The sequence below is a fragment of the Micromonospora sp. HB375 genome (assembly GCF_017872985.1).
GTDB classification, from domain to species: Bacteria; Actinomycetota; Actinomycetes; order Mycobacteriales; family Micromonosporaceae; genus Micromonospora; species Micromonospora chalcea.
Genome location: NZ_JAGGJO010000001.1, coordinates 6,748,590 through 6,769,295, shown reverse-complemented (window position 1 = coordinate 6,769,295; position 20,706 = coordinate 6,748,590). Strand labels below are relative to the sequence as shown.

Here is a 20,706-nt window from a genome sequence, read left to right as displayed (position 1 = left end):
TGAATGAGATGAATGAATGGAAAAGTCGTCGCAAAGCAGCCGCCCGGTGCGGAATCGATAGCTTTCCGTCACTGAAGTTTCTATCCTTGAAGAATCCCGATCGCCAGCAGCGGAAGGGGCGGCATGCCGCGCCGTTCGAGCCTCAGCTATCGAGATGCGTTGAAGCTGCTGGCCCCGGGCAGCACGCGCATCACCGAGACCGACAAGGTCGTCAGCGCGGGGATCCTCGGCGCCGGGGCGCTCACCCAGGGCGCGGCGCTCGCTCTGCTCGGCCCGAAGAACGCGCTCATGCAACTCGTCCGGGACGCCACCGGAAACCAGGCCGGCCGCATCCGCACGACCGGCGGAAAATCGTATTACAAGCTGCTGGAGGCCAGCCATACCGTGCTGGCGCTCTCCGCGTTCTTCGACGGTTTCCGGGACGAGGTCGGGCCGGGTTTCGACCGGCTGGAGCTGACCGACGAGGAAAAGGTGGGCATGGTGGCGGCCGACCGTCGCCAGCACACGCTGCCGAAGGAGATCGACGGCGGATACTTCCCGCTGCCGTCCTCGGTCCACGGCATGGACGACACCCGGCGCGACGTCGAGGCCGCCTACGTCAAGCTCTACGACGCCACCATCGCGTTCTGCGAGGGCCTCGCCGCCTGGCCGTCGGTGCGGCGTGGGCTCGACCTCACGTCGCTGCGGTCCCGGGTGGTGGGCCGCGCCATGTGGCACTACGAGGACCGTTTCGACCGGCTCGCCGCGGACCTCCCCGAGTTCGGGTTCCGGATGCTCCGGCAGGCGATCGAGCACAACCTGATCGACAACCGGAACCTGACCACCGAGGTCTCGGCCCGGCTGGACGCGCTGGCGCAGCTGTACCGCAATCTCGCCGAGCTGTCCGGCCCGGCCCCGGCCGACCGACCCGACCTGCTCCGGGAGTCGCTCGACCGGCTCACCGGCTCGCTGGCCGCGGTGTTCCGGCAGCCGCTGCTGCGGATCAAGGACGTCGACTTCCACCTGCGTCTGCCCACGGTGGAGGAGGGGTTCATCAGCCCGGACTTCCGGGCCGCCGAGTACGGCAAGCACACGTCCCCGGAGCGGGATGCCTGGTGGGACGACCAGCCGCGCCGGGGCGACCTGGTCGGTTTCCTCTCCGAATACCTGACCGATCCGGCGAGCCTGCACCGTCCGCTGCTGCTCCTCGGTCAGCCGGGCGCCGGCAAGACGTTGCTGACCCGGGTCATCGCGGCCCGGCTGCCGGCGAGCCGGTTCACCGCGATAGTGGTGCCGCTGCGCCGGATGTCCGGGGACTCGTCGCCGACCGAGCAGATCGAAGCAGCGATCGAGCAGGTGATGGACGAGCGCATCCGCTGGGCGGACCTGCGCCGGGCCACCGAGCACACCACGGTTGTGGTGATCTTCGACGGGTTCGACGAACTCGTCCAGGTCACCGGCACCGCCCACTCCCAGTACATCGACCGGGTGGCCGAGTTCCAGGAGACCCAGTGGGACCTGGGCTACTCCGTCATCCCGATCATCACGTCCCGGATGCTGGTGATGGACCGCGCCAGCGTGCCGCAGGGCACCGCGCTGGTGCGGCTGGAAGACCTGACCGACGCCCAGGTGACGGCCTGGTTGGCCGCCGTCAACGCGGCAAACGAGGACCGGCCCGGCTACCGTCGTCTCTCCGCCCGCGAGCTGCTGTGGCACGGCGAGCTGGCCCGCCAGCCCTTGCTGCTCACACTGCTCGCCATCTACTACAACGAGCACTGGGCCGACCGCCGTCCCGGCGCCATGTCATCGTCCGACCTGTTCACCGGCCTGCTCACCGCGTTCATCAGACGGCAGGTGAGCGAGAAGGCGCCGACCGCCCTCCCGACGCACGAGCGGGAGGCCCGCGAACACCAACTGCGGCGCGATCTGGCGATCACCGCGTTCGCCATGTTCAACCGCAACCGGGAACTGGTGAACCGGGCCGCGCTCCGCGCCGACCTCGACTGTTTCGGGCCCGGGGCCGGCGACGGCTCCCGGTTCGAACTCGGCGACGTGCTCGGCCCGGAGCAACTGGTCACCGCCGCCTTCTTCGTCGTGTACGGCCCGGACGACGTGCAGGGCGAGGACGCCCGGCGCACGTACGAGTTCCTGCACACCACCATCGGCGACTTCCTGATCGCCGAGTACGTCATCGGGGCGCTGCGGAGTCTGGCCGAGCTGCGGCGGCGCACCCTCAGCCCGGCCGGGTTCGGCTATCAGCTGGACACCGGCCAGTTCCGGGCGCTTCTCTCGCACCAGCCGCTGGTCAAGCGGGAGGCGGTGGTGGGCTTCGCGCGGGAACTCGCCTTCCGGCACCCACGGGACCGGGACGCGATCGTGGAGACGGTCGCCGGACTGCTGGCCGAGGCCCGGCAGCGGACCAACCTGGCCGGTGTGGACGGCTACCGGCCCGCGCCGTACGACCCGGTGCGGTTGCTCGCCGCGTACACCGCGAACCTGGTCGCGCTGGCCGCGCTCGTGTCACCGGACGGGGTGCGCCACAGCGACCTGATGGACGACGAGACCTGGGTGTCCACGGTGCGGCTGTGGCGGGCGGGCCTGGACGAGAAGGGCCAGCTCGCGATGATCAGTTGGCTGCGCCGGGACGCCGACGGCCGGATCGTCGCCGGGCTGCGGCGGGAACGGCGGGGGGAGAAGGTGAACGTGGCGGCCGAGGAGGCCCGGCTGCTCGGCGACGTCACCACCTACGGCCAGTTGCAGGCCGGCGCGCGGACGTGGCGCGGCCAGGCGCCGACCAGCTTCGAGGCGGGCCGGTTCCACGCCGACCTGGTGGAGTTGGCCACCCGCCGCTGGCCGGTGCCGTCACTGCACCAGCTGATCCTGTACGACGAGCGCAGCTACCGGCGACTGTGGGCGCGTGCCGTCGAGTTCCCGGAGGCGGTGTCCAGCACGAGCGCCACGGTCCTGCTGGAATGCCTCGCCGAGGACGGCGCGCAGTTGCCACGCGAGGTGGTGTGCGGGCTGACCCGGGTGGCGCTGAGCCGCTTGCCCAGTTCACCGACAGCGCCGCCGGAGCTGATCATCTCGTGTCCGTACCTGATCGACGAGTTCCCCGAGCTGGTCGACTCGCTCGGCACGACCGACGACCACGCGGTCCTGCACGCGCTCATCCTGCGGCACGGGCTCGACCGGCTGCCGCAGCGGTACGTGGCCCGGGTGCGGGAGGTGCTCACCGACATCGAGGGGCGGCTCGCGGAGCTGCCGCTGGAGGACGGCGTGGTCTCGGCCGAGATGGCCGAGCAGTTCGCGGCCGCGCGGGTCGACAACCGCACCGCGCTGTGGCTGCTCATGGCGTTGACCGAGTACGGCGACCTGGCCTGGCGGAAGATACCGCCCCGGACGATGGCCGAGCTGCTGGCGCACCGGCTGCCGGACGAGTTCCTCGACGAGGCGAGCCTGTGCCGGCTGCTCGTGGACTACCTGCGGGCGCACGACCGGGCGCCGGCCGAGGTCTCGCTGGTGTCCGCCCTCGACACGCTGCGCGTCCTCGCAGCGACCGACCCCACCGACCAGCCCGACCAGCCCGACCAGGTCCCGGCCGCCGAGGCGGTCTGACCACGCCACCCGTACCGCCACCACCCGTTCGGAGGCCCCGATTGGCACACTCGCCCCGGCATCGAGAGCACATCGTCCGAACAGGAAGGAGGGATCTGGCGGTCGACATCGCCGGGGCGGAACGCGGCTGGCCCGTGTTCCTGATGCACGGCACACCCGGCAGCCGGAACGGTCCACGACCACGCTCGATCGTGCTCCACCGCCTCGGCGTACGCCTGATCTCCTACGACCGGCCGGGTTACGGCGGTTCCAGCCGGCTGCCCGGCCGCCGGGTCGCGGACGCCGCCGCCGACGTCGCGGCCATCGCCGACGACCTGGGCCTGGACGGGTTCTCGGTGGTCGGCCGGTCCGGCGGCGGCCCGCACGCCCTGGCCTGCGCCGCGCTGCTGCCGGAGCGGGTACGGCGTACCGCCGTCCTGGTCGGTCTCGCCCCGGCGGGGGCGGCCGGGCTGGACTGGTTCGGCGGCATGACCGATGCCAACGTCCGTGACTACGGTGCCGCCGAGCGCGCCGTGCCGGTGCTCGCCGAGCAGTTGCGGCTGCGGGCCGAGCGCACGATGGACGATCCGGGCTCGCTGCTCGCGCTGCTGGTCGAGCAGATGACCGAGGCCGACCGCCGGGTGGTGGCCGGGGTGCCGATCCGCCGACAGCTCACCGACGCCTACGCCGAGGCGCTGCGCCAGGGGCCGGACGGCTGGATCGACGACGTGCTGGCGCTGCGCGCCGACTGGGGCGTCACGCTGGCCGAGATCCGGATGCCGGTCCGGCTCTGGCACGGCGCCGACGACAACTTCGCCCCGGCCAGCCACACCCGGTGGCTGGCCGAGCAGATCCCCGGCGCGCAACTGCACGTGCAGCCGCGCAGCGCGCACTTCGGCGCGGTCGAGGTGCTGCCGGAGATCCTCGCCTGGCTGGCCGACCCGGTGGAGCGGGCCACCGTCAGATCGGATGCGGGTCGATGATGCGCCGCTGCAACCGGCTCTCCCGGACGGCCTCGACGGCCGGGTGGTTCTCGCCCAGCCGGTAGGTCAGCTCACGGGTGACCGCCTCCAGCTCCGCGCGCCGGCCGCTCTCCACCCGCTCCTGCATCACCACCAGGTTCGCCTGGCAGCGCAGCGTGTTCGTGTGGTCGCGGCCGAGGATCCGGACCAACCCGTCGTACGCGCGCCGCAGCAGGCTCAGCGCCTCCACGTCGGCTGCCTCCCGACCTTCCGGCGGGTCGGGCTGTTCGGCGATGCAGATGCCCTGGTTCATCCAGCCGGAGAGCGGGTACGGGTGCCCGCTGCCCAGCACGCCGGCGAGCGCGTCGGCGGACCGGCCGGCGAGCTGCCGGGCCTCGGCGAAGTCCCCGGCGCGGCGGGCCACCATGGCGAGGTTGACCATGCAGACCAGCGTCAGCGGGTGCGCCGGGCCGAGGTTGCGCTGGTAGATGCGGTGCACCTCGGTCAGTTCCCGGCTGGCGCGCTGGAACAGGTCGACGGTGAGCAGGTTGATCGACAGGCTCAGCCGGCAGGTGAGCGTCTCCGGGTTGTCCGGCCCGAACCGCTCGTTCAGCAGCTCGTAGGCGGCTTCGAGGAGCTTGCCCGCCTCGACCGCGTGCCCGGCCGCGCGCAGCGACACCGCCAGGTTCGTCTGCGTCCGCAGGGTGATCAGGTGTTCGGCTCCGGCCGTGTTCAGCAGTTCCCGGTGGACGCTGCGCAGGCGGGTGACCGACTGCTCGAAGTCGCCGGCGTCGCGCATGTCGATGCCGACGTACGCGGAGGAGGCGAGCGTGTCCGGGTGGTTCTCCCCGAGGATCGCGCGGCGCCCGGCCAGCACCATCTCGTCGTTCTTGCGGGCCTCCCGGAAGTCGCCCATCAGGCGCTGGGTGCTGGCGAGGTTGTTGAGCGCGGCGAGCGTACGCGGGTGCTCCTCGGTGAAGTTCCGCTTCCACGCGTTGAACGTGATCTCGTCGAGGCGCAGCGCCTCGTTGTACATGCCCATGCCGCGCAGGTCGCGGGCGAGCCCGCCGGCGGTCATCAGCGTGTGCGGGTGGTCCTCGCCGAGCAGTTCCCGTTGGGCTGCCAGCACCTCCTCGTCCAGCGCCCGGGACTCGGTGAACTGGCCGAGGAAGGCGAGGATGTTGGCGAGGTTGAACTGGAGGTGCAGCAACTGCCGGCGCAGGTCGTCGCGAGCCCGCGGGTCGGTCTCCTCGGCGAGCATCTGCTCCCAGGTCTGCGCGACCTCCTGCCCGAGCCGCCGGCCGGTCTCCAGGTCGCCGCGCAACTGGAGGTAGCGGACCCGGTCGATCATCAGCGCCCGCACCTCAACCTTGCTGCTCAGCGGCGCCTTGGACGCCTCCAGGTGCGGCCAGATGACCCGGAACCGCGGCCACCCGTCGGGGTCGTCCACCTCGCCCTCGGGCCGGGCGGCGGCGAGCACGAGGTGGACCTGCCGGCGGGCCTCGTCGAGTTCCGCCTCCGTCATCCGGGACCGGACGGCGTGCTGGAGCAGGCGGTGCATGAGCACCAGGCCGCCCCGGCCCCGCTCACCGCCCGCCGGGTTCTCGGCCCGCAGGTCGACCCGCACCAGGGCGAGCCGGTTGGCCTGCTGCACCAGTTGCTGGCGGACCAGCCGCTCCTTGGCCTGCGGGTGGAACGGCACCAGCGCTTCGGCGAACTCGTCGCTGTAGACCAGGTCGGCGGAGATCTCCGGCGCGAACACCGAGCAGAGTTGCAGCACCCGGTAGGCCGCCGGGTTGCGGGTGCGCAGGTGGTTGAGCGACAGCTCCCAGGTGGCCTCCACCGAGACGTTGCTGTTCGGCTCCATCACCGCGCCCGGACCGAACTTGGCGATCTCGGTGAGGTAGCTGTCGACGGAGTGGCCGGTGTCGGCGAGCCAGGCCGCGGCGGCGGTGACAGCGATCGGCAGGTCGCCGAGCAGGGCGGCGATCCGGTCGGCCTGGTCGACGCGCATGTTCGGCACCCGCTCGGTGAGGTGCTGGATGCTCTCCGCGCGCTTGAACACGTCGACCTGGACGGTGGTGGCCCGCTCGACCCACTGGAGGTTCCGGGACGTGATCAGGACGTGGCCCTTGCCGTCCGGCACGTACGGCAGCACGCCCTCGATCTCGTCCGCGTTGTCCATGATCAGCAACCAGCGCAGGTCGGTGCGGCGCAGCGCCTGGAGCACCAGCCGGGCGTTCTCCCGGTTCGATTCCGACGACGGCACGCCCAGGTAGGGCGCGAGGTCACCGATGGCCGACTCGATGAACGGCACCTGGTCGGCGTCGATCCACCACACCATGTCGTACGCGGCGCGGTAACGGTGGGCGTACTCCAGCGCGAGCTGGCTCTTGCCGATGCCGCCCATGCCCTGCAACGCCACCGGCCCGGTGCCGGAGAGCACCACCTTCGGGCTGCTGCGCAGCAGCGTCCGCAGCTCGCGCAGGTCCGCCTCGCGGCCGGTGAAGCGCTTGTTGCGGCCCGGCACCTCGAACACGGTGTTGTCCCGGCCGGGGAACCGGGGACCGGTGGGCAGCTCCAGGTCGGCCGGCACCCCCTCGCGGCCGACCAGGCGCAGGATCCGCGCGGCGGCGGTCCGCGCCTCCAGGCCGGCCACCGAGACGGTGTGCGCCGCGGGCACGTTCGCCAGGCGCCGTACGTCCGCCACGTAGACGACGAGCGGCACCTGGTCGGGCGAGCGGTCCGGCGCGGCGAGCACCGCCTCCTCGTTGGCGTTGGACTCGGAGACGATGATCAGCTCCCGGGCGGTCCGGGGCACCTCGTCGTCGGTGAACCACGGGTCGGTCACCCGGACGTCGGCCGAGACCAGCAGGTGGCCGATCCACTCCGCCCACACCCGGTCGTACGGGGCGTGCCGGAGCACGATCTCGCTCTCCACCGACGTGGAGGTACGGGTGAACCGGGCGTTCACCCGCTCGCGTACCGCGCTGCTCATCGGCGGCAGCGACTCCACCTCGCCCCGGGTGATCTCCCGGGCCAGCACCTCGTACGCGGACAGCAGCGACCCGTTGACGCCTGGTTGGTCGGCGAACGTGGCGAGCAGCTCCTCGTACGCATAGAACGCCTGGTAGGGCACCTGCATCCGGGCCCAGTACCGGTCCCGGTCGGCCTCGCTCATCCCGCTCGGCAGCCCGCTGAAGCGCTGCCGGGCCACCGCCCGACCGGTGTCCGCCTTGACCTTCTCCGCCGGGTCGATCCGCATCGGCACGGGCAGCACCCGGATCCGCCGCGACCCGTAGCGGTGCTCGACCAGCCGCGCCACCTTCGCCGCGCCGGTGATGCCCTGCTCGCTGAGGGTGAAGCAGGTGACCAGCACGTCCGGCAGTTGGATGGTGCAGATGTCGGCGACGTCGGAGAACCCGGTGCGGCTGTCGATGAGCACGTAGTCGTAGTTGCGTTTCATGTCGGCGCGCAGCGCGTCGAAGAAGTAGCCGCCGCCCTGCCGCTCGTAGAACTCGTCCCAGTTCATCCCGGCGAGCGCGCCCGCGTAGTCGTTGTTCTGCTGGCCGGCGCCGAGGAAGTCCAGCGTCCCGTCACCGGGGAAGTTGGACCAGTTCAGCGAGAACGAATACTTGTGCACGCGGGCGTACTGCTCGTGCCAGCGGTCGTCGCCCTTGTCCTGCTTGGTGGTGGTCGCCCACTCGTACTCGCGGATCAGGTCGATCACCCCGCCGGTGCTCTCCAGCGCGTCCCGGTCGATGAACGGCGCGAAGAAGCGCGACAGGCCGGGGGACTCCAGGTCCCAGTCGACGGCGAGCACCCGCTTGCCGTTGGCGGCGAGGATCCAGGCGACGTTGGCCAGCGCCATCGTCCGGCCGGTGCCGCCCTTGTAGGAGTAGAAGGTGACGACCTGTCCCTCGCGTCGGGTCATGTGTCCACTCCCTCGTCGGGCGGCGGGTTCTCCCAGAGCCGGGGTTTGCTGATCGGCCGTCCTGGCGGCGGGTAGGCCGGTCTCGCCTCCAGGTAGCGGCGGCGCATCCGGTCGACCAGGCCGTGGATCCCGGCCCGCCAGTCGTCGTACGTGGTGATCGCCAGGGGGCGTGCCGCGGCCGGGAAGATCGCGATGGCCCGGTCGAGCAGCACCGTCGCCTGGGAGCGACGGCCGGGTGCCGGGTCCTCGATGATGACCACGACGCCCACCCAGCGGTGCAGCGAGGCGGCGGCCGCGCGGACGGCCTCCGCACCGTCCGGCGTCTCGACCACCCGAGGATCGATCATGAGTACGCCCGGGCAGCCCCGGAACAGCCCGGCATCGGGTACGAAGTCGCGGACGTCGATCGGCATCCGCAGCCGCTGCACCGCGTCGGTCACGTCGTCGACCACGGGTGGCCGGCCGTGGAACGGGCGCCACCGGCCGGCGTGCGTGTCGGATCGTCCGTTGAGCCGGCCCGGCTCGTGCGGTTGCTCGGGCGCGATCACCACCGCCCGGAACGGCACCTCGCTGGTCGGCGACGACGGCAGGTCGGTCGGGCCGGTCGGCGGCTCGGCCGCCTGCAGCGGGGTCTGCTCGGCGGTGTCGACGATGTGCTGCGCGAGCCGGCCCAGCACCTCCTTGTAGGCGTGCTGGAACTTCTGCAGCCGGCAGAGCGCGCTCATGCCGTTCGCGGCGTACGCGTCCACGTCGGCGGCCATCGCCACCGCCCGGGCCTGGTCCGGCGCGTGCACGGCGGCGGGCGACGGGATCCACAGGACCGGCAGGATGTTGTCGCCGTCGGGCGGGCGGCCGGCCCGGATCAGCCGTTGCCGGAACCACTCCCGTTCCCGGCGCGAGTCGTCCCGGTTGAGATAGTCCGGCGAGTACAGCGGCACGAACACCTCGGCCTCGGCGAGCGCGGTGCGTTTTCGTTCCGTCCGGTCCTCCGGCGGCCGCACGATGAAGTCGGCGAAACCCTGCCGGCGTAACCGGTCGCCGGGCCGGCCGTCGATGGCCAGGTTGAGATCGTGGTAGAAGCGGCGGACCCAGTGGTCGCCCGGGGTGCGGTCGTTGTGCGTCGGCGGGGGGACGTAGCTGAGGAAGAAATAGGGCGGGCCCGGCAGCGCGGGCCGCTCAGAGGCCACGGCGACACGACCGTTCCACGGGTAGTGCGCCTGACCCCCAACCGTCAATGATCACGCGCTGCTCCCCGGTCGACACGATACGGCGTCTATCGATCAGGGTAGAGAGGTTGCGCTCGGGTTACCAGGCCCTCACCGTCCGATGTGGGCGTCCATCCACGCGACCGTGGCGCGTACCGCCGCGGCTATCGGCAGCAGCCGTGCCGGGGCGCTCCCGACCGTGCCGCGCCGGGTGAACGGTTCCCTGTCGAGTTCCACTCCGACCTCGGCGAACGGGCTCGCGTCGAGGTGCGGCGCCTCGAAGTCCAGCCGTTCCCGGCGGCCGTCGCGCAGCACGTAGCAGCGGTACGGACGCTGCTGCGGCGGGCGGCGCAACCGGTACTCGGCGAGGTGCAACGCGGTACATGTCGAATAGCCGACACCGAGCAGCAGGGTCCAGGCCCCGGCGGCCTCCAGCGCGGCCAGCGGCGAGCGCTCGCCGAGATGCGAGTCCAGGTCGTGGACGCGCATCAGCTCCTCCGCCCGGGGGCCCCAGGCGCTGAACGACGTCTGCGGGTGCGGGCTGCGTACCGCGCCGGGCAACCGGCGTACGTGCTCGGCGAACGCGCCCACGCCGAACGACGGCGTGACGGCCGGGTCGAAGCCGGGCATCCGGTCCTCGTACGCCCGGCGTTCCTCGTCGGTGAGTCCGGCGGTCGCGGCGTGGTACGCGGGGCTGCTCACCGAGTTGTCGGGGGTCTGCGCCGGGACGACGACGGTGCCGGACGGCCCGACGACGGCCCGCAGCGCGTCGGCCAGCGTGGCCGGCCCGCCGGCCACCGGTCCGAGGGCACGCAGGGAGCAGTGCACGAGCACCACGTCACCGCTGCCGAGCCCGAGCGCCCGTAGGTCGGCGGCGAGCGTGTCGACCCGGTGCGCGGGCGGGACGGCGGTGGTCACGACGGCCATCCGGACATCGAGCGGGCCACCTGCCGGACCAGCCGTGAGCCGGCCGGGGTGAGCGCGTCCGCCCGTTGCAGCGCACCGATCGCCTCGGCCGTCCAGTCCCGGTACTGCCGGTAGACCGCCTGCGCGCCGTCGACCTGGCGGTCCGCCCGGACGCGCCAGATGTCGGCCACCGCCGCGTGCGCGTAGATGCCGTGCAGGACGGCCTCCGCCGGCCGCGGGTCGGGCCGCCAGCCCACAGTGATGTCGATCGGCCCGGTGCCGTCGACCAGGTCGCAGACGTCCAGCAGCGCGTTCATCTTGCTGTGCTGGAACTCGTGCACGAGCAGCACCGCCAGCGACCCGGCGTCGGTCTCCGTGGCCGCGACACCGCCGAACGCCTGCCGGGCGGTCGACGCCTCGCTGACCCCGTCGCCGCTGCGCCGCAACGGCACCACCGCCCGCAGCCCGGTACGCAGTTCCTCGGCGTGGCCAGGCACCTCGTCCCGGATCACCTGCCACGCCGCCGCGAACGTCTCCGCCCAGCGCACGGCGCCCGCGTCGTCGAGCCGGTCATCGGCGGGCAGCCGGTGGCAGTCGCGGTGCGGGTCGCCGTCCTCCAGCAGCACCGACACGTCCGGCGCGACGAGACGGCGGGTCGGCCACCAGCGGGGCCCGCCCGCCGCGCCCGGACTCACGGCCACCGTCACGTCCCCGGCCCGCACCCGCAGCGAGCCCGGGCCGGTCTCCACCCGGGCGGTGCCGTCACCCACCTCGGGCAGCAGAACCGTGCCCATCGTCGGCAGGTGCAGGCGGCCGGATCGCACCGGCACGTCGAGGCGTACCGGAACGCCTGCGTCGAGCGCGGCGGCGGCGGCGAGCGCGCTCAGGTAGCCCGGCCCCTGGCGGGCGCCGGTGCCGGTGCCGGCGAGGCAGTCGACAGCCCACGCGCGCACGTACGGATGGGCCGCGATCCGGGCCACTGATTCCGGCGCGCTGCGGTCGAGCGCGGTCAGCGCCTCCCAGCCGTCAGCTCCGGCCCCGCCGGCCGGCAGGCGGTCGGCCACCTCGGCGAGCAGCGCGCGGACGATGGCGATCTGTGCCTCCACGAGCCGGCCGGTGGCGACCCGGTCGCCGGTCAGCGCCGCGAGGCGGTCGATGAAGTCGTCGGGTAGGCCGGCGTCGAGCCGGACGGGTTCCGGTGGGTTCTCGTTCACGTGCACGATCAGCTCTTTCAGATCGGCGCAGTAGACACTCGGATGGTCGAAGTGCCCGGCGCCGTACCGGTGGGCGAAGAGTCCGCCGCCGCACTGGTCGACCACTGGGCACCGCCGGCACTCGTCGCTGAGACCGGCCCGGCCGGAGCGGCGGCGAGCCAGAAGCGGGCTTGCCGCCACGTCGTCGGCCGCGTGCGAGAAGACGGTCATGCCGGTGGCCGGCGCGCCGTCGTACGCGGTCTTGAGCGAGTCCGCCTGCTCCCATTCGCCGTCCGTCTCGATCACGGCCAGGTCGACCGGGTCGAGGCCCAGCCATTCGGTGCCGCTGGGCCCGCCGCGTGCGGTGGACAGGAGCGAGTCGAACAGGCGCACCGGGACCGGTCGGCCGTCCGCGCGCCAGCGGTCGTGGACGGCGCGCAGCCAGCGGGCGTACGCGGTGTCCCCGGCGGCCGGCCGCCACGGCGGGTCGTCCCAGGTGGCGTGCGGGAGCAGAAAGTCGATCCGCGAGGGCTCCTGGGCGAGCAGCGCCTCGTACACGGCTATCGGGTCGTTGCGCACGTCCACCGTGCAGAGCAGGCCGGACCAGAGCCGCCGGTACGCCGGGCGGCGCAGCAGGGCGAGCGCGCGCAGCACCTGGTCGTAACTGCTGGCGCCGGACCGGTAGATCCGGTGCCTGTCGTTGGCGGCCCGGTCACCGTCGAGCGATACGCCGACCGCCACGTCGTGTTCGGCGAGTACGTCGCAGAACCGCTCGGAGAGCAGCACGCCGTTTGTCTGCATGCCGATCCGGAGCCGGGTGACCGGCCCGATGACGCGCCGCAGTTCGGCGAGCACCCGGCCCAGCCCGTCGGGGCCGAGCAGCAGCGGCTCCCCGCCGTGCAGGACGACTGTGACGTCCGGCAGCCCGTGGGCCGCCGCGTGCTCGGCGATCCGTCCGGCCGCGGCCCGGAGCACGTCCGGCGTCATCCGTACCGGGCGGCGGCGCCAGCTCTGGTCGGCGTGTTCGTAGACGTAGCAGTGGTCGCACGCCAGGTCACACCTGGCGTGCACCTTGAGGACGAACTCGGTGAGCGCCGCGCGGGCGGGCCCCGGGGCCATCGCGGATCAGATGAACGACGAGAACTTCGCCGCCGGGATCCGGGTCTGATCGAGGTGAGCCGCCATCACCCGGCGCACGATGGGGGAGATGTCCGCGGCGGAGAGCCGGTCGAGCGGCTCCGCGCGGACCCTGACCAGCGAGACCGGGGGCTCATCCTGGCGCAAGGGTGCGGTCGTCATGAGTGTTCCTTAGGTTTGTGAATGCCGGCCGAGCACAGCGGCGACGGCCAACCTAGTGGCTTTAGGGATCCAGCGCCATCGACCCACCGGTGGGAGACGGTTCTTTTTGGACGGTTCGCCGGCCGGCGTCGTCGTCGCCCCGAGGGAGCGAGCGTAAGGGATCAATTATGCGCCTTTTTACCGATCTAGGCCACGAATCGAAAGTTCAGACTTTGCCAGAAATCGTCCACCCCAATCCCCTGGTCAGGCGAGGGATCGGGGTGGACGAGCGGCTCAGGCGGTGGGGCCGCTCCCGGACGGCGTGCCGAGGTGGATGTCGACGTCGGCCGGCTCGGTCATCTGGTCGTACGCCCTGGTCCGCAGCCGGTTGGTCTGCACCTCGCCGTCGAGCAGCGCCGCCCGCAGCGCCTCCGCGTCGCTGATCTCCTTGGCGGTCACCTCGTCGGCCGCCGTGGTGGCGCCCTGCACCACCTCCAGGTGGGTGCCGTCGGTGGGCATCAACTCGGTCCACTTCGCCAGGCAGTACACCCGCTCCGGCACGTCCTGGCACTCGGTGCTCAGCTCGGGCATCTCGTCGCCGCTGCCGAGGTGGCCGGCCCGGTACGCCGTCAGCTCGTCCACGAACGCCTCCAGCTCCCGCTCCACCTCCGGCGCCAGGCGCGTCGCCACCACCTTTCCGAAGATCCACCGCAGCGCGGCCAGCTCCATGCCGGCCCGGACCGGCAGGTAGAGCTTCGCCCAGCTGGCGTTGACGAAGTCGCCGGGGTCGCGCTCCGGGGCGCGGGCGTCGCCGCCGGACCACCACCCGGGGTACGCCACGAACGACGCGCGCTCCCAGTCGAAGACCCGGTGCCAGAAGTCGATCTCCCACGCCTCGTCCCGCACGCTGGCCGGGAAGTGCGCCTCCACGATCTGCGAGACCATCTCGTTGACCGGGGAGAAGCCGGCCCGCAGCCGCGCCTCGAACTCGTCCCCCGCCGTCTCCGCCGCCGCCAGCGCCGCGTCGCGCCGGTCCTGCCACTCCTGAAGATCGGTCAGGTAGCCCGCGACCAGCGCGTTGTACGCCGCGTCGTCGGCGGTCTGGTCCACCACCGTCGGGGTACGCCGGAACCCGGCCGCGATCTGGGCCTGCGCGCCGGGACCGCCCAGCCAGCTGGCCGCGCCCACATGGATGCGGACGCGCAGGACCGGTCGGCCGTCCGCCTCCGTCACCACCGGCACACCGACGACCTGGGCCGCGATGGCGGTCGGCGGGCGGCGGGTGATCAGGTTGAGGTTCTGCCGGATCGTGTCGACGTTGCCGTCCCACTCCCAGCCGGCGTCGAGGGTGACGTCGATGTCGTAGTCGGCGCTCATGTCGCCGGTGAATCCCCACTTGTCGAGCGTGACCACGGCGGAGTACACGACGCGCGTCTCCACCGCTGCGGGAGCGCCGCGCGGCGGGCGCTCCGGCTTCACCGGCATCGGGGGCAGCGCGGCGACCGCGTTGTCGCGGATCCGCTGCCGCCCGCCGGTGATCTTCTGGGCGAAGGCGAGCGCCGGGTCCTTGATCGTGGGGGCCCAGCAGACCCGTGCGCCGTACCGCTCGTGGGCCAGCTCCAGCCGTTGCAGCACCTTGAAGTAGTGCAGCGTGATCGGCGTGGCCCGGTTCGGGTTGCGGACGGTGCGCTTCGAGGACGACTCCGTGCCCGTCTCGGTGACGAGCTTGAAGTCGGTCTTGTGCTGGGTGCGGTAGCGCGCCGCGACCTTCGAGGTGGCGGTCCGGCTGTCCTTGACCGCGCGGCGGCTCGTCTCCTGGCTCGCCGCGGTGACGCTGGTGGCGAAGCCGATGGTGTGGCTGGCGTTGAAGGTGCCCCAGATGCCGGTCGGGCTGGTGTACTGGCCGGTGTGGCTCGCGTTGAGCCCCCAGGTGTCGGTGAGCGACTTCTGCCGCTCGAAGCCCTCCTGGAGTTCGGTGGTGAGCGCGCTGGTCAGCTCGACGTCGGTCTGCTGTTCCGACTCGTTCTGCTCCTCCAGGGTCAGCTCGCGCTTGGTGTAGGTGCGCTGCTCCAGCACGGCCTCCTCACCGGGGGCGAGCGCCAGCGCGTAGACGTGCTCGCCGAGCGCGAAGCCCACCGGCCGGATCCGGGTGCGGTCGAGGAACGCGATGCCGACGTCGGACTGGAGCAGGCCGGCGAGGAACTCCGCCTGCTGGTCGCCGAGGAGCGTCTGGCGTCGCGCCGGCGGCTCCCGGTACGACATGCCCGAGTCGGCGCCGGGCAGCGCCTCGGTGGCGGCGTCCATCTCGTTGGCCTTCCACAGGTCGTAGAGGCCGAGTTGTTTGAGCAGGTGCGGCAGCCGGTCGCCGTCGAGCCCGCCGTAGCGGATCGCCTCGATCAGCGCCTGCTTGACGTAGAACGGCAGGATGGGCGTCTCGCCACCGCCGAACGTGAGCCGGACCGGTACGAAGTAGTTGGAGTAGACGTACCTGTCGGAATGCGCGGTGCTGAAACCAAGCGTCGCCGGATCGGCGTCGGCGACGACGACTCTGCCCATCGGTGCTCCTCTACAGCGGCAGTGTGAACAGGGAGTGCAGCCCCTGGTACGTCATCTCGTGCGAGGTGACGAAGAATCCGGGGAACAACTGGCTGAGGGCGGCCTGGCGGACGACCGTCTCGCGTACGGCGTGCGCGGTCAGTTCTTCGAGGCCGGCGACGACCTCCGCCGGCACCCCGCCCTTGGCGGCCCGCTGGTACGCCTCCGCGATCGCCTCCCAGCGACCGTCGAACGTCTCCCCGAGGTCGTCGGCGACGGTGCCCCAGGTCTTCTCGAAGCGCTCCAGTTTGGTCGAGGAGGTCCAGTCGACGTTCGTGACGCGGGCCGCCTCGGGATCGACGAGCAGCAGGTCGGAGCGGAGGTCCCCGACGGTGGTGGACGCCTTCCACCGGAACCGCTCGGCGAGGTGGCCGGCGAGGGCCTTCTCCGCCCCGGTCGCGGCCGGGTTGCCGGTGAAGCCGACGAGGCGCAGCAGCAGATCCCGGTCCGGGTGGCCGAGCAGCATCTGGGCGACGGTCTGGCGCAGCACCGCGTCGGAGCCGCGCAGCGCGGGCGCCAGCTCCGGGTGGGCCGTGCGGACCGCCTCGACCACTGTCGCCAGTGACTTCTCCGCGAACGCCTCCAGGCCCGGTGACCGGCCGACGAGCTGGGCGACCTCGGCGGCCATCCGCCGGTGCACCTGCTGGCCGAGCCGCCACGGTTGCGCCTGCCCGGCCTTGCGCAGCGCGCGGAACTCCTCGTACGCGGCGGTCTGGAGCGCCCTGTTGAACGCGGTGGTCAGCCGCTGCTCCATTTGCCGGGCGATGGCCGCGCGCACGACGGCGGCCTGGACATCCCGGGGTGTCTTCGGCGGCTTCAGCTCGCGCAGGTCCTCGACCCGCTTGATGATCTCGTCCAGCGCCTCGCTCAGCTCGGCCCGGGTCGCCGCCCGGCCGGCCGACGACACCGTCTCCGACATGCTCGCCATCAGCACCGGCCGGCCGTCGAGGCTGACCAGCGCGCCGAGCCGGGTGCCCGCGCCGGCACCCGCGAACGCCTCGGCGTGCGCCGCCTGGTTGAACACGCTCAACGTCAGCTCGGCGTCGGCGAGCAGCACCCGGCCCTGCCGGAACAGCGCGTCGAGCACCTTCGGCGGGAAGAGCGTGCGCAGGACGGCCAGCCCCACCCGGGGCGTGGCGGCGATCGCGGCCCGGCCGATCGCCACCAGCAGCGCGGCCATCTGGGCGGTCAGCAGGCGCGCCTCGCGGGCACCCGCGAGCAGCAGCGGCACGTACCGGACGGCGGCGCGCACCGCGACGCCGCCGAGCAGCCGGGCGAGATGCACCAGGCCGGTGAGCACCTGGTACAGGTCACCGGCGACGCGGCCGAGCAGCCGGCCGGCGGCGAACGGGTCGAGGTTCTCCAGGTGGCGGGCGAACTCGGCCGCCCAGCCGCGCCACAGCGCCAGCAGCCGATCCGGGACGGTGGTCGGGTCCAGCGCGGCCACGATCCCGGCCAGCGCCTGGCGTACGACGGTGGCCTGGTCGGCGATGCGTTGCACACCGGCGCGGGGGTCGACCGTCAGCACGATGAGCGTGGTGAACTGTTCCTGCTGAAGGCGGCCGATCAACTGCACGAGCTTGCCGAGGTCGACCACCACCGTCGCGACGGATTCCCCGACGCCGACGGCGAACCCGTCGAGGAACAGCTTCGGGTTGATCCCGTTCCAGGCCGCGTAGTGCCGCATCGCGTCGAGCAGCGCGGGGTCGAGGCCGAGCAGGAGACGGCGGAACGCGCCGTCGGTGTCGACGTCCGAGGCGGCCAGGTCGAAGAACGCCTCGGCCAGCCGCAGTCTCGCCAGCATCGCGACCAGGTCCCAGACGTTGTCGGCGGTGATGCGCCCGCTCATCGCGGTCAGGACCCGCTCGCGGGTCATCGACCGGGTGGCGTGCGCGTCCAGCCAGTACTTGACGGTCAGCGCGACGAACTCCACCCGCGGGTCCTGGGTGCGTACGCCGAAGATCGCGGCCCGGTCCTCGGCGGACACCCGCGGCACGCTGAACCAGTCCCGGATCATGACGGATTCGTTCGCCGGCTGCCCCAATTCCCCCACCCCCTCCAGCCGTGTGCACTGTCGAGCCGTGGTGCGGGCAGCGGTAGTGCTGGGTCGAGAAGCTGACATGGGCCGGTAACGTCACGCGCCCGCCTTCCATCGACTGTTACGACTTGACGAACGGCGTGTTATCGCTCACAGTCGATGGCACGGGGCGGCGGGAGCGATGGGTCGCCGAGCGGGCGCGGACGGCCGCGTGGCAGGCCGGGTGTGAGGTCAGTGCGCCAGCGCTAATTGTTAGCGCTCACAAGTGTGATCTGAGGGAGGAACATGTTTGCTTTTGGTAGATCCCCATCGACGGTGTCGCCCCCGCGACGGCGCGGATGGCTGCCGCGAGTCGTCGCGACCGGCGCTGCCGCGGTCCTCGTCGGCGCCGCCGCCGTGGCGGCCGTGTCCGCGCCCGCCGCCGCCGCGAGCGTCGACACGAACGCCTGGTACGTCCTGGTCAACCGCAACAGCGGCAAGGCGCTTGACGTCTACAACCTGGCCACCAACGACGGCGCACGGATCACCCAGTGGACGCGCAACAACGGCAACCAGCAGCAGTGGCAGTTCGTCGACTCCGGCGGCGGCTACTACCGGCTGAAGTCCCGGCTGTCCGGCAAGGTGCTCGACGTCTACAACTGGTCGACCGCCAACGGCGGCAGCATCGTGCAGTGGTCCGACCTGAACGGCACCAACCAGCAGTTCCGGCTGGCCGACTCCGACAGCGGCTACATCCGGCTGATCAACCGCAACAGCAACAAGGTGGTGGAGGTGCAGGGCGCCTCGACCGCCGACGGCGGAAACATCGTCCAGTACGACGACTGGAACGGCGCCAACCAGCAGTGGCAGCTCGTCCGCGTCGACGGTGGTGGCGGCAACCCCACCACGCCGCCTCCCACCACGCCGCCGCCGGGTGGCACGTGCAACCTGCCGTCGTCGTACCGGTGGTCGTCGACGGGCGCGTTGGCGCAGCCGCGGTCGGGTTGGGTGTCGTTGAAGGACTTCACGGTGGTGCCGTACAACGGGCAGCACCTGGTCTACGCGACGACGCACGACACCGGGTCGTCGTGGGGGTCGATGAACTTCGGTCTGTTCTCGAACTGGTCGCAGATGGCGTCGGCCAGCCAGAACGCGATGTCGTCGGGGACCGTGGCGCCGACGTTGTTCTACTTCGCGCCGCGCAACATCTGGGTCCTGGCGTACCAGTGGGGACCGACCGCGTTCTCCTACCGCACCTCCAACGACCCCACCAACCCCAACGGGTGGTCGTCGGCGCAGCCGCTGTTCACCGGCAGCATCTCCGGCTCCGGCACCGGCCCGATCGACCAGACGCTGATCGCCGACGACCAGAACATGTACCTGTTCTTCGCCGGTGACAACGGCAAGATCTACCGCTCCAGCATGCCGATCGGGAACTTCCCCGGCAGCTTCGGGTCGAACTACACCACGATCATGTCCGACAGCACGAACAACCTGTTCGAGGCCGTGCAGGTCTACAAGCTGCAGGGCCAGACCCGCTACCTGATGATCGTCGAGGCCATCGGCTCGCAGGGCCGCTACTTCCGCTCGTTCACCGCCACCAGCCTGAACGGCTCCTGGACCCCGCAGGCCGCCACCGAGTCCAACCCGTTCGCCGGCAAGGCCAACAGCGGCGCCACCTGGACCAACGACATCAGCCACGGTGAACTGATCCGCACCACCGCCGACCAGACCTTCACCGTCGACCCCTGCAACCTCCAACTGCTCTACCAGGGCCGCTCCCCCAACTCCGGCGGCGACTACGGCCTCCTGCCCTACCGCCCCGGACTGCTCACGCTTCAGCGCTGAGCGCGTACCCCCGAGGTGTGGAGAGCCCGGCCCGCGACCACGCGGGCCGGGCTCTCCGGCGTCTCGCCCGATCGTTGTCCTGGAGGCAACGACGGTGGCCCGGTCCGTCGTTGATCGGACCCGCGCCGCCCGGGAGGGTGGAGTTGTCACCGCCTCCCGGACGAAGGGTTGAGCAGATGTCCTTCCAGGCATACCTCGACGCGATCGAGGACAAGACCGGCAAGACCCCGCGCGCCCTGGTCGACCAGGCCCGGGAGCGTGGCTACGACGCCGCCGACGTGAAGGCCGGCGTGATCGTCGGCTGGCTCAAGGACGAGTACGGCCTCGGCCGGGGACACGCGATGGCCCTGGTCCACGTGATCAGGAACGGGCCGAAGATCAGCGCCAAGCACGTCGGCTCCACCGGCTCGCACCGCGACGACAGCGACACGCTGTGGCTGGACGGCAAGGCCGCCCGAGCCGCCGCGTAGCGGGGCGTGGACAGCGACGCCTATCGTTCGCGGCATGGGAGCGATCAAGCCGTGGCACCTGTTCATCCTGACGCTCTGCTGCCTGCTGCCGCTCGTCGCTGCGGTGGTGGGGGTGGTGTGGACGCGGCGACGCCGCCGCTGACCCGTCAGCGGCCGGCGACGAACTCCTCCACCGCCGTGCAGACCCGCCCCAGCGCCTCGGCCGAGGCCGCCAGCGGTCCGGGCACCATCATCGAGTGGTCGGCGTCGGCGACCTCCACCACGTACGGGGTGAGCCGGCGCGCCACCGCCCCGTCCCAGACCGGGTCGGCGGTGCCGCCGGCCAGCAGGAACGGCGCGGTGGCCCGGGCCAGCGGCTCCCGTACCGCGGGGTCGGTCAGCAACGGCGTCAGCCAGACCGCCGGAATGCCCCGGTCGGCGGCGAGCGGCGCGGCGAAACTACCGAGCGACTTGCCCACGAGCAGATCCACCCCGGCGTCGAGGACCGGATCCAACTGCTCGGCGACCCACTCCGGCGCGGCGTCGTGGCGCAGATCGCCGATCGACCGCCAGGTCACCTCGTGCACCTCGAAACCGCGCCGGCGCAACGCCTCCCCGAGGTAGACGAACAGCGGCCCCCGGGTGTCGTAGCCCCGTCCCGGAGCGAGTACCGCGCGTCGATCCGCCATGGCCGCCTACCTCTCGTTCGATCGATGCGTCACGCTAGCCGCCGCACGGGCTTCCGG

At 71.9% G+C, this 20,706-nt stretch carries 12 protein-coding genes; 4 read left to right on the top strand and 8 right to left on the bottom strand.

Going from position 1 to position 20,706, the window contains the following annotated elements:
• The first annotated feature begins 123 nt into the window (after window positions 1–123).
• Window positions 124–3,594: an NACHT domain-containing NTPase gene (locus J3R08_RS30165; protein ID WP_209963669.1), complete on the top strand. Its 3,471-nt coding sequence runs from the start codon at window positions 124–126 to the stop codon at window positions 3,592–3,594.
• A gap of 41 nt (window positions 3,595–3,635) precedes the next feature.
• A complete protein-coding gene (locus J3R08_RS30160; RefSeq protein ID WP_064448831.1) occupies window positions 3,636–4,556 on the top strand; it encodes an alpha/beta fold hydrolase in 921 nt (306 codons plus the stop codon).
• Here the strand turns inward: J3R08_RS30160 and fxsT are convergent.
• The 7 genes from fxsT to J3R08_RS30125 form a co-directional block, all read right to left on the bottom strand.
• Window positions 4,534–8,469: an FxSxx-COOH system tetratricopeptide repeat protein gene (gene fxsT, locus J3R08_RS30155; protein WP_064448830.1), complete on the bottom strand. Its 3,936-nt coding sequence runs from the start codon at window positions 8,467–8,469 to the stop codon at window positions 4,534–4,536. The two genes, J3R08_RS30160 and fxsT, sit on opposite strands and share 23 nt — an antisense overlap.
• The gene (locus J3R08_RS30150; protein ID WP_209963666.1) at window positions 8,466–9,656 is read right to left on the bottom strand and encodes a TIR-like protein FxsC; all 1,191 of its coding nucleotides are present in this window, start codon (window positions 9,654–9,656) and stop codon (window positions 8,466–8,468) included. Before J3R08_RS30150 ends, fxsT begins: the two co-directional genes overlap by 4 nt.
• A 129-nt stretch (window positions 9,657–9,785) precedes the next feature.
• Window positions 9,786–10,601, bottom strand: coding sequence for an aminoglycoside N(3)-acetyltransferase (locus J3R08_RS30145; protein ID WP_043327801.1), 816 nt, complete (start codon window positions 10,599–10,601; stop codon window positions 9,786–9,788).
• On the bottom strand, window positions 10,589–12,892 hold the full coding sequence (locus J3R08_RS30140; RefSeq protein WP_043327802.1) for an FxsB family cyclophane-forming radical SAM/SPASM peptide maturase: 2,304 nt from the start codon (window positions 12,890–12,892) through the stop codon (window positions 10,589–10,591). Before J3R08_RS30140 ends, J3R08_RS30145 begins: the two co-directional genes overlap by 13 nt.
• Window positions 12,893–12,898: 6 nt before the next feature.
• Window positions 12,899–13,072 carry a hypothetical protein gene (locus tag J3R08_RS30135; RefSeq protein WP_166456745.1) on the bottom strand — a complete coding sequence of 58 codons (174 nt, stop codon included), beginning with the start codon at window positions 13,070–13,072 and terminating at the stop codon, window positions 12,899–12,901.
• A 273-nt stretch (window positions 13,073–13,345) separates the two neighbouring features.
• Window positions 13,346–15,607 carry a hypothetical protein gene (locus J3R08_RS30130; protein WP_209963663.1) on the bottom strand — a complete coding sequence of 754 codons (2,262 nt, stop codon included), beginning with the start codon at window positions 15,605–15,607 and terminating at the stop codon, window positions 13,346–13,348.
• Between the two features lie 10 nt (window positions 15,608–15,617).
• Complete coding sequence (locus tag J3R08_RS30125) at window positions 15,618–17,663, bottom strand: hypothetical protein (protein WP_245254838.1); 2,046 nt, start codon at window positions 17,661–17,663, stop codon at window positions 15,618–15,620.
• Window positions 17,664–17,969: 306 nt separating this feature from the next.
• Between J3R08_RS30125 and J3R08_RS30120 the strand changes: the two genes are divergently transcribed.
• Window positions 17,970–19,511 carry a non-reducing end alpha-L-arabinofuranosidase family hydrolase gene (locus J3R08_RS30120; protein ID WP_209963658.1) on the top strand — a complete coding sequence of 514 codons (1,542 nt, stop codon included), beginning with the start codon at window positions 17,970–17,972 and terminating at the stop codon, window positions 19,509–19,511.
• Window positions 19,512–19,687: 176 nt separating this feature from the next.
• Window positions 19,688–19,981, top strand: a complete 294-nt coding sequence (locus J3R08_RS30115; protein ID WP_069089878.1) for a DUF4287 domain-containing protein — start codon at window positions 19,688–19,690, stop codon at window positions 19,979–19,981.
• Window positions 19,982–20,127: 146 nt separating this feature from the next.
• On the opposite strand, the gene J3R08_RS30110 is transcribed toward J3R08_RS30115, so the two are convergent.
• Window positions 20,128–20,649, bottom strand: a complete 522-nt coding sequence (locus J3R08_RS30110; protein ID WP_043327807.1) for an alpha/beta hydrolase — start codon at window positions 20,647–20,649, stop codon at window positions 20,128–20,130.
• Window positions 20,650–20,706: the final 57 nt, after the last annotated feature.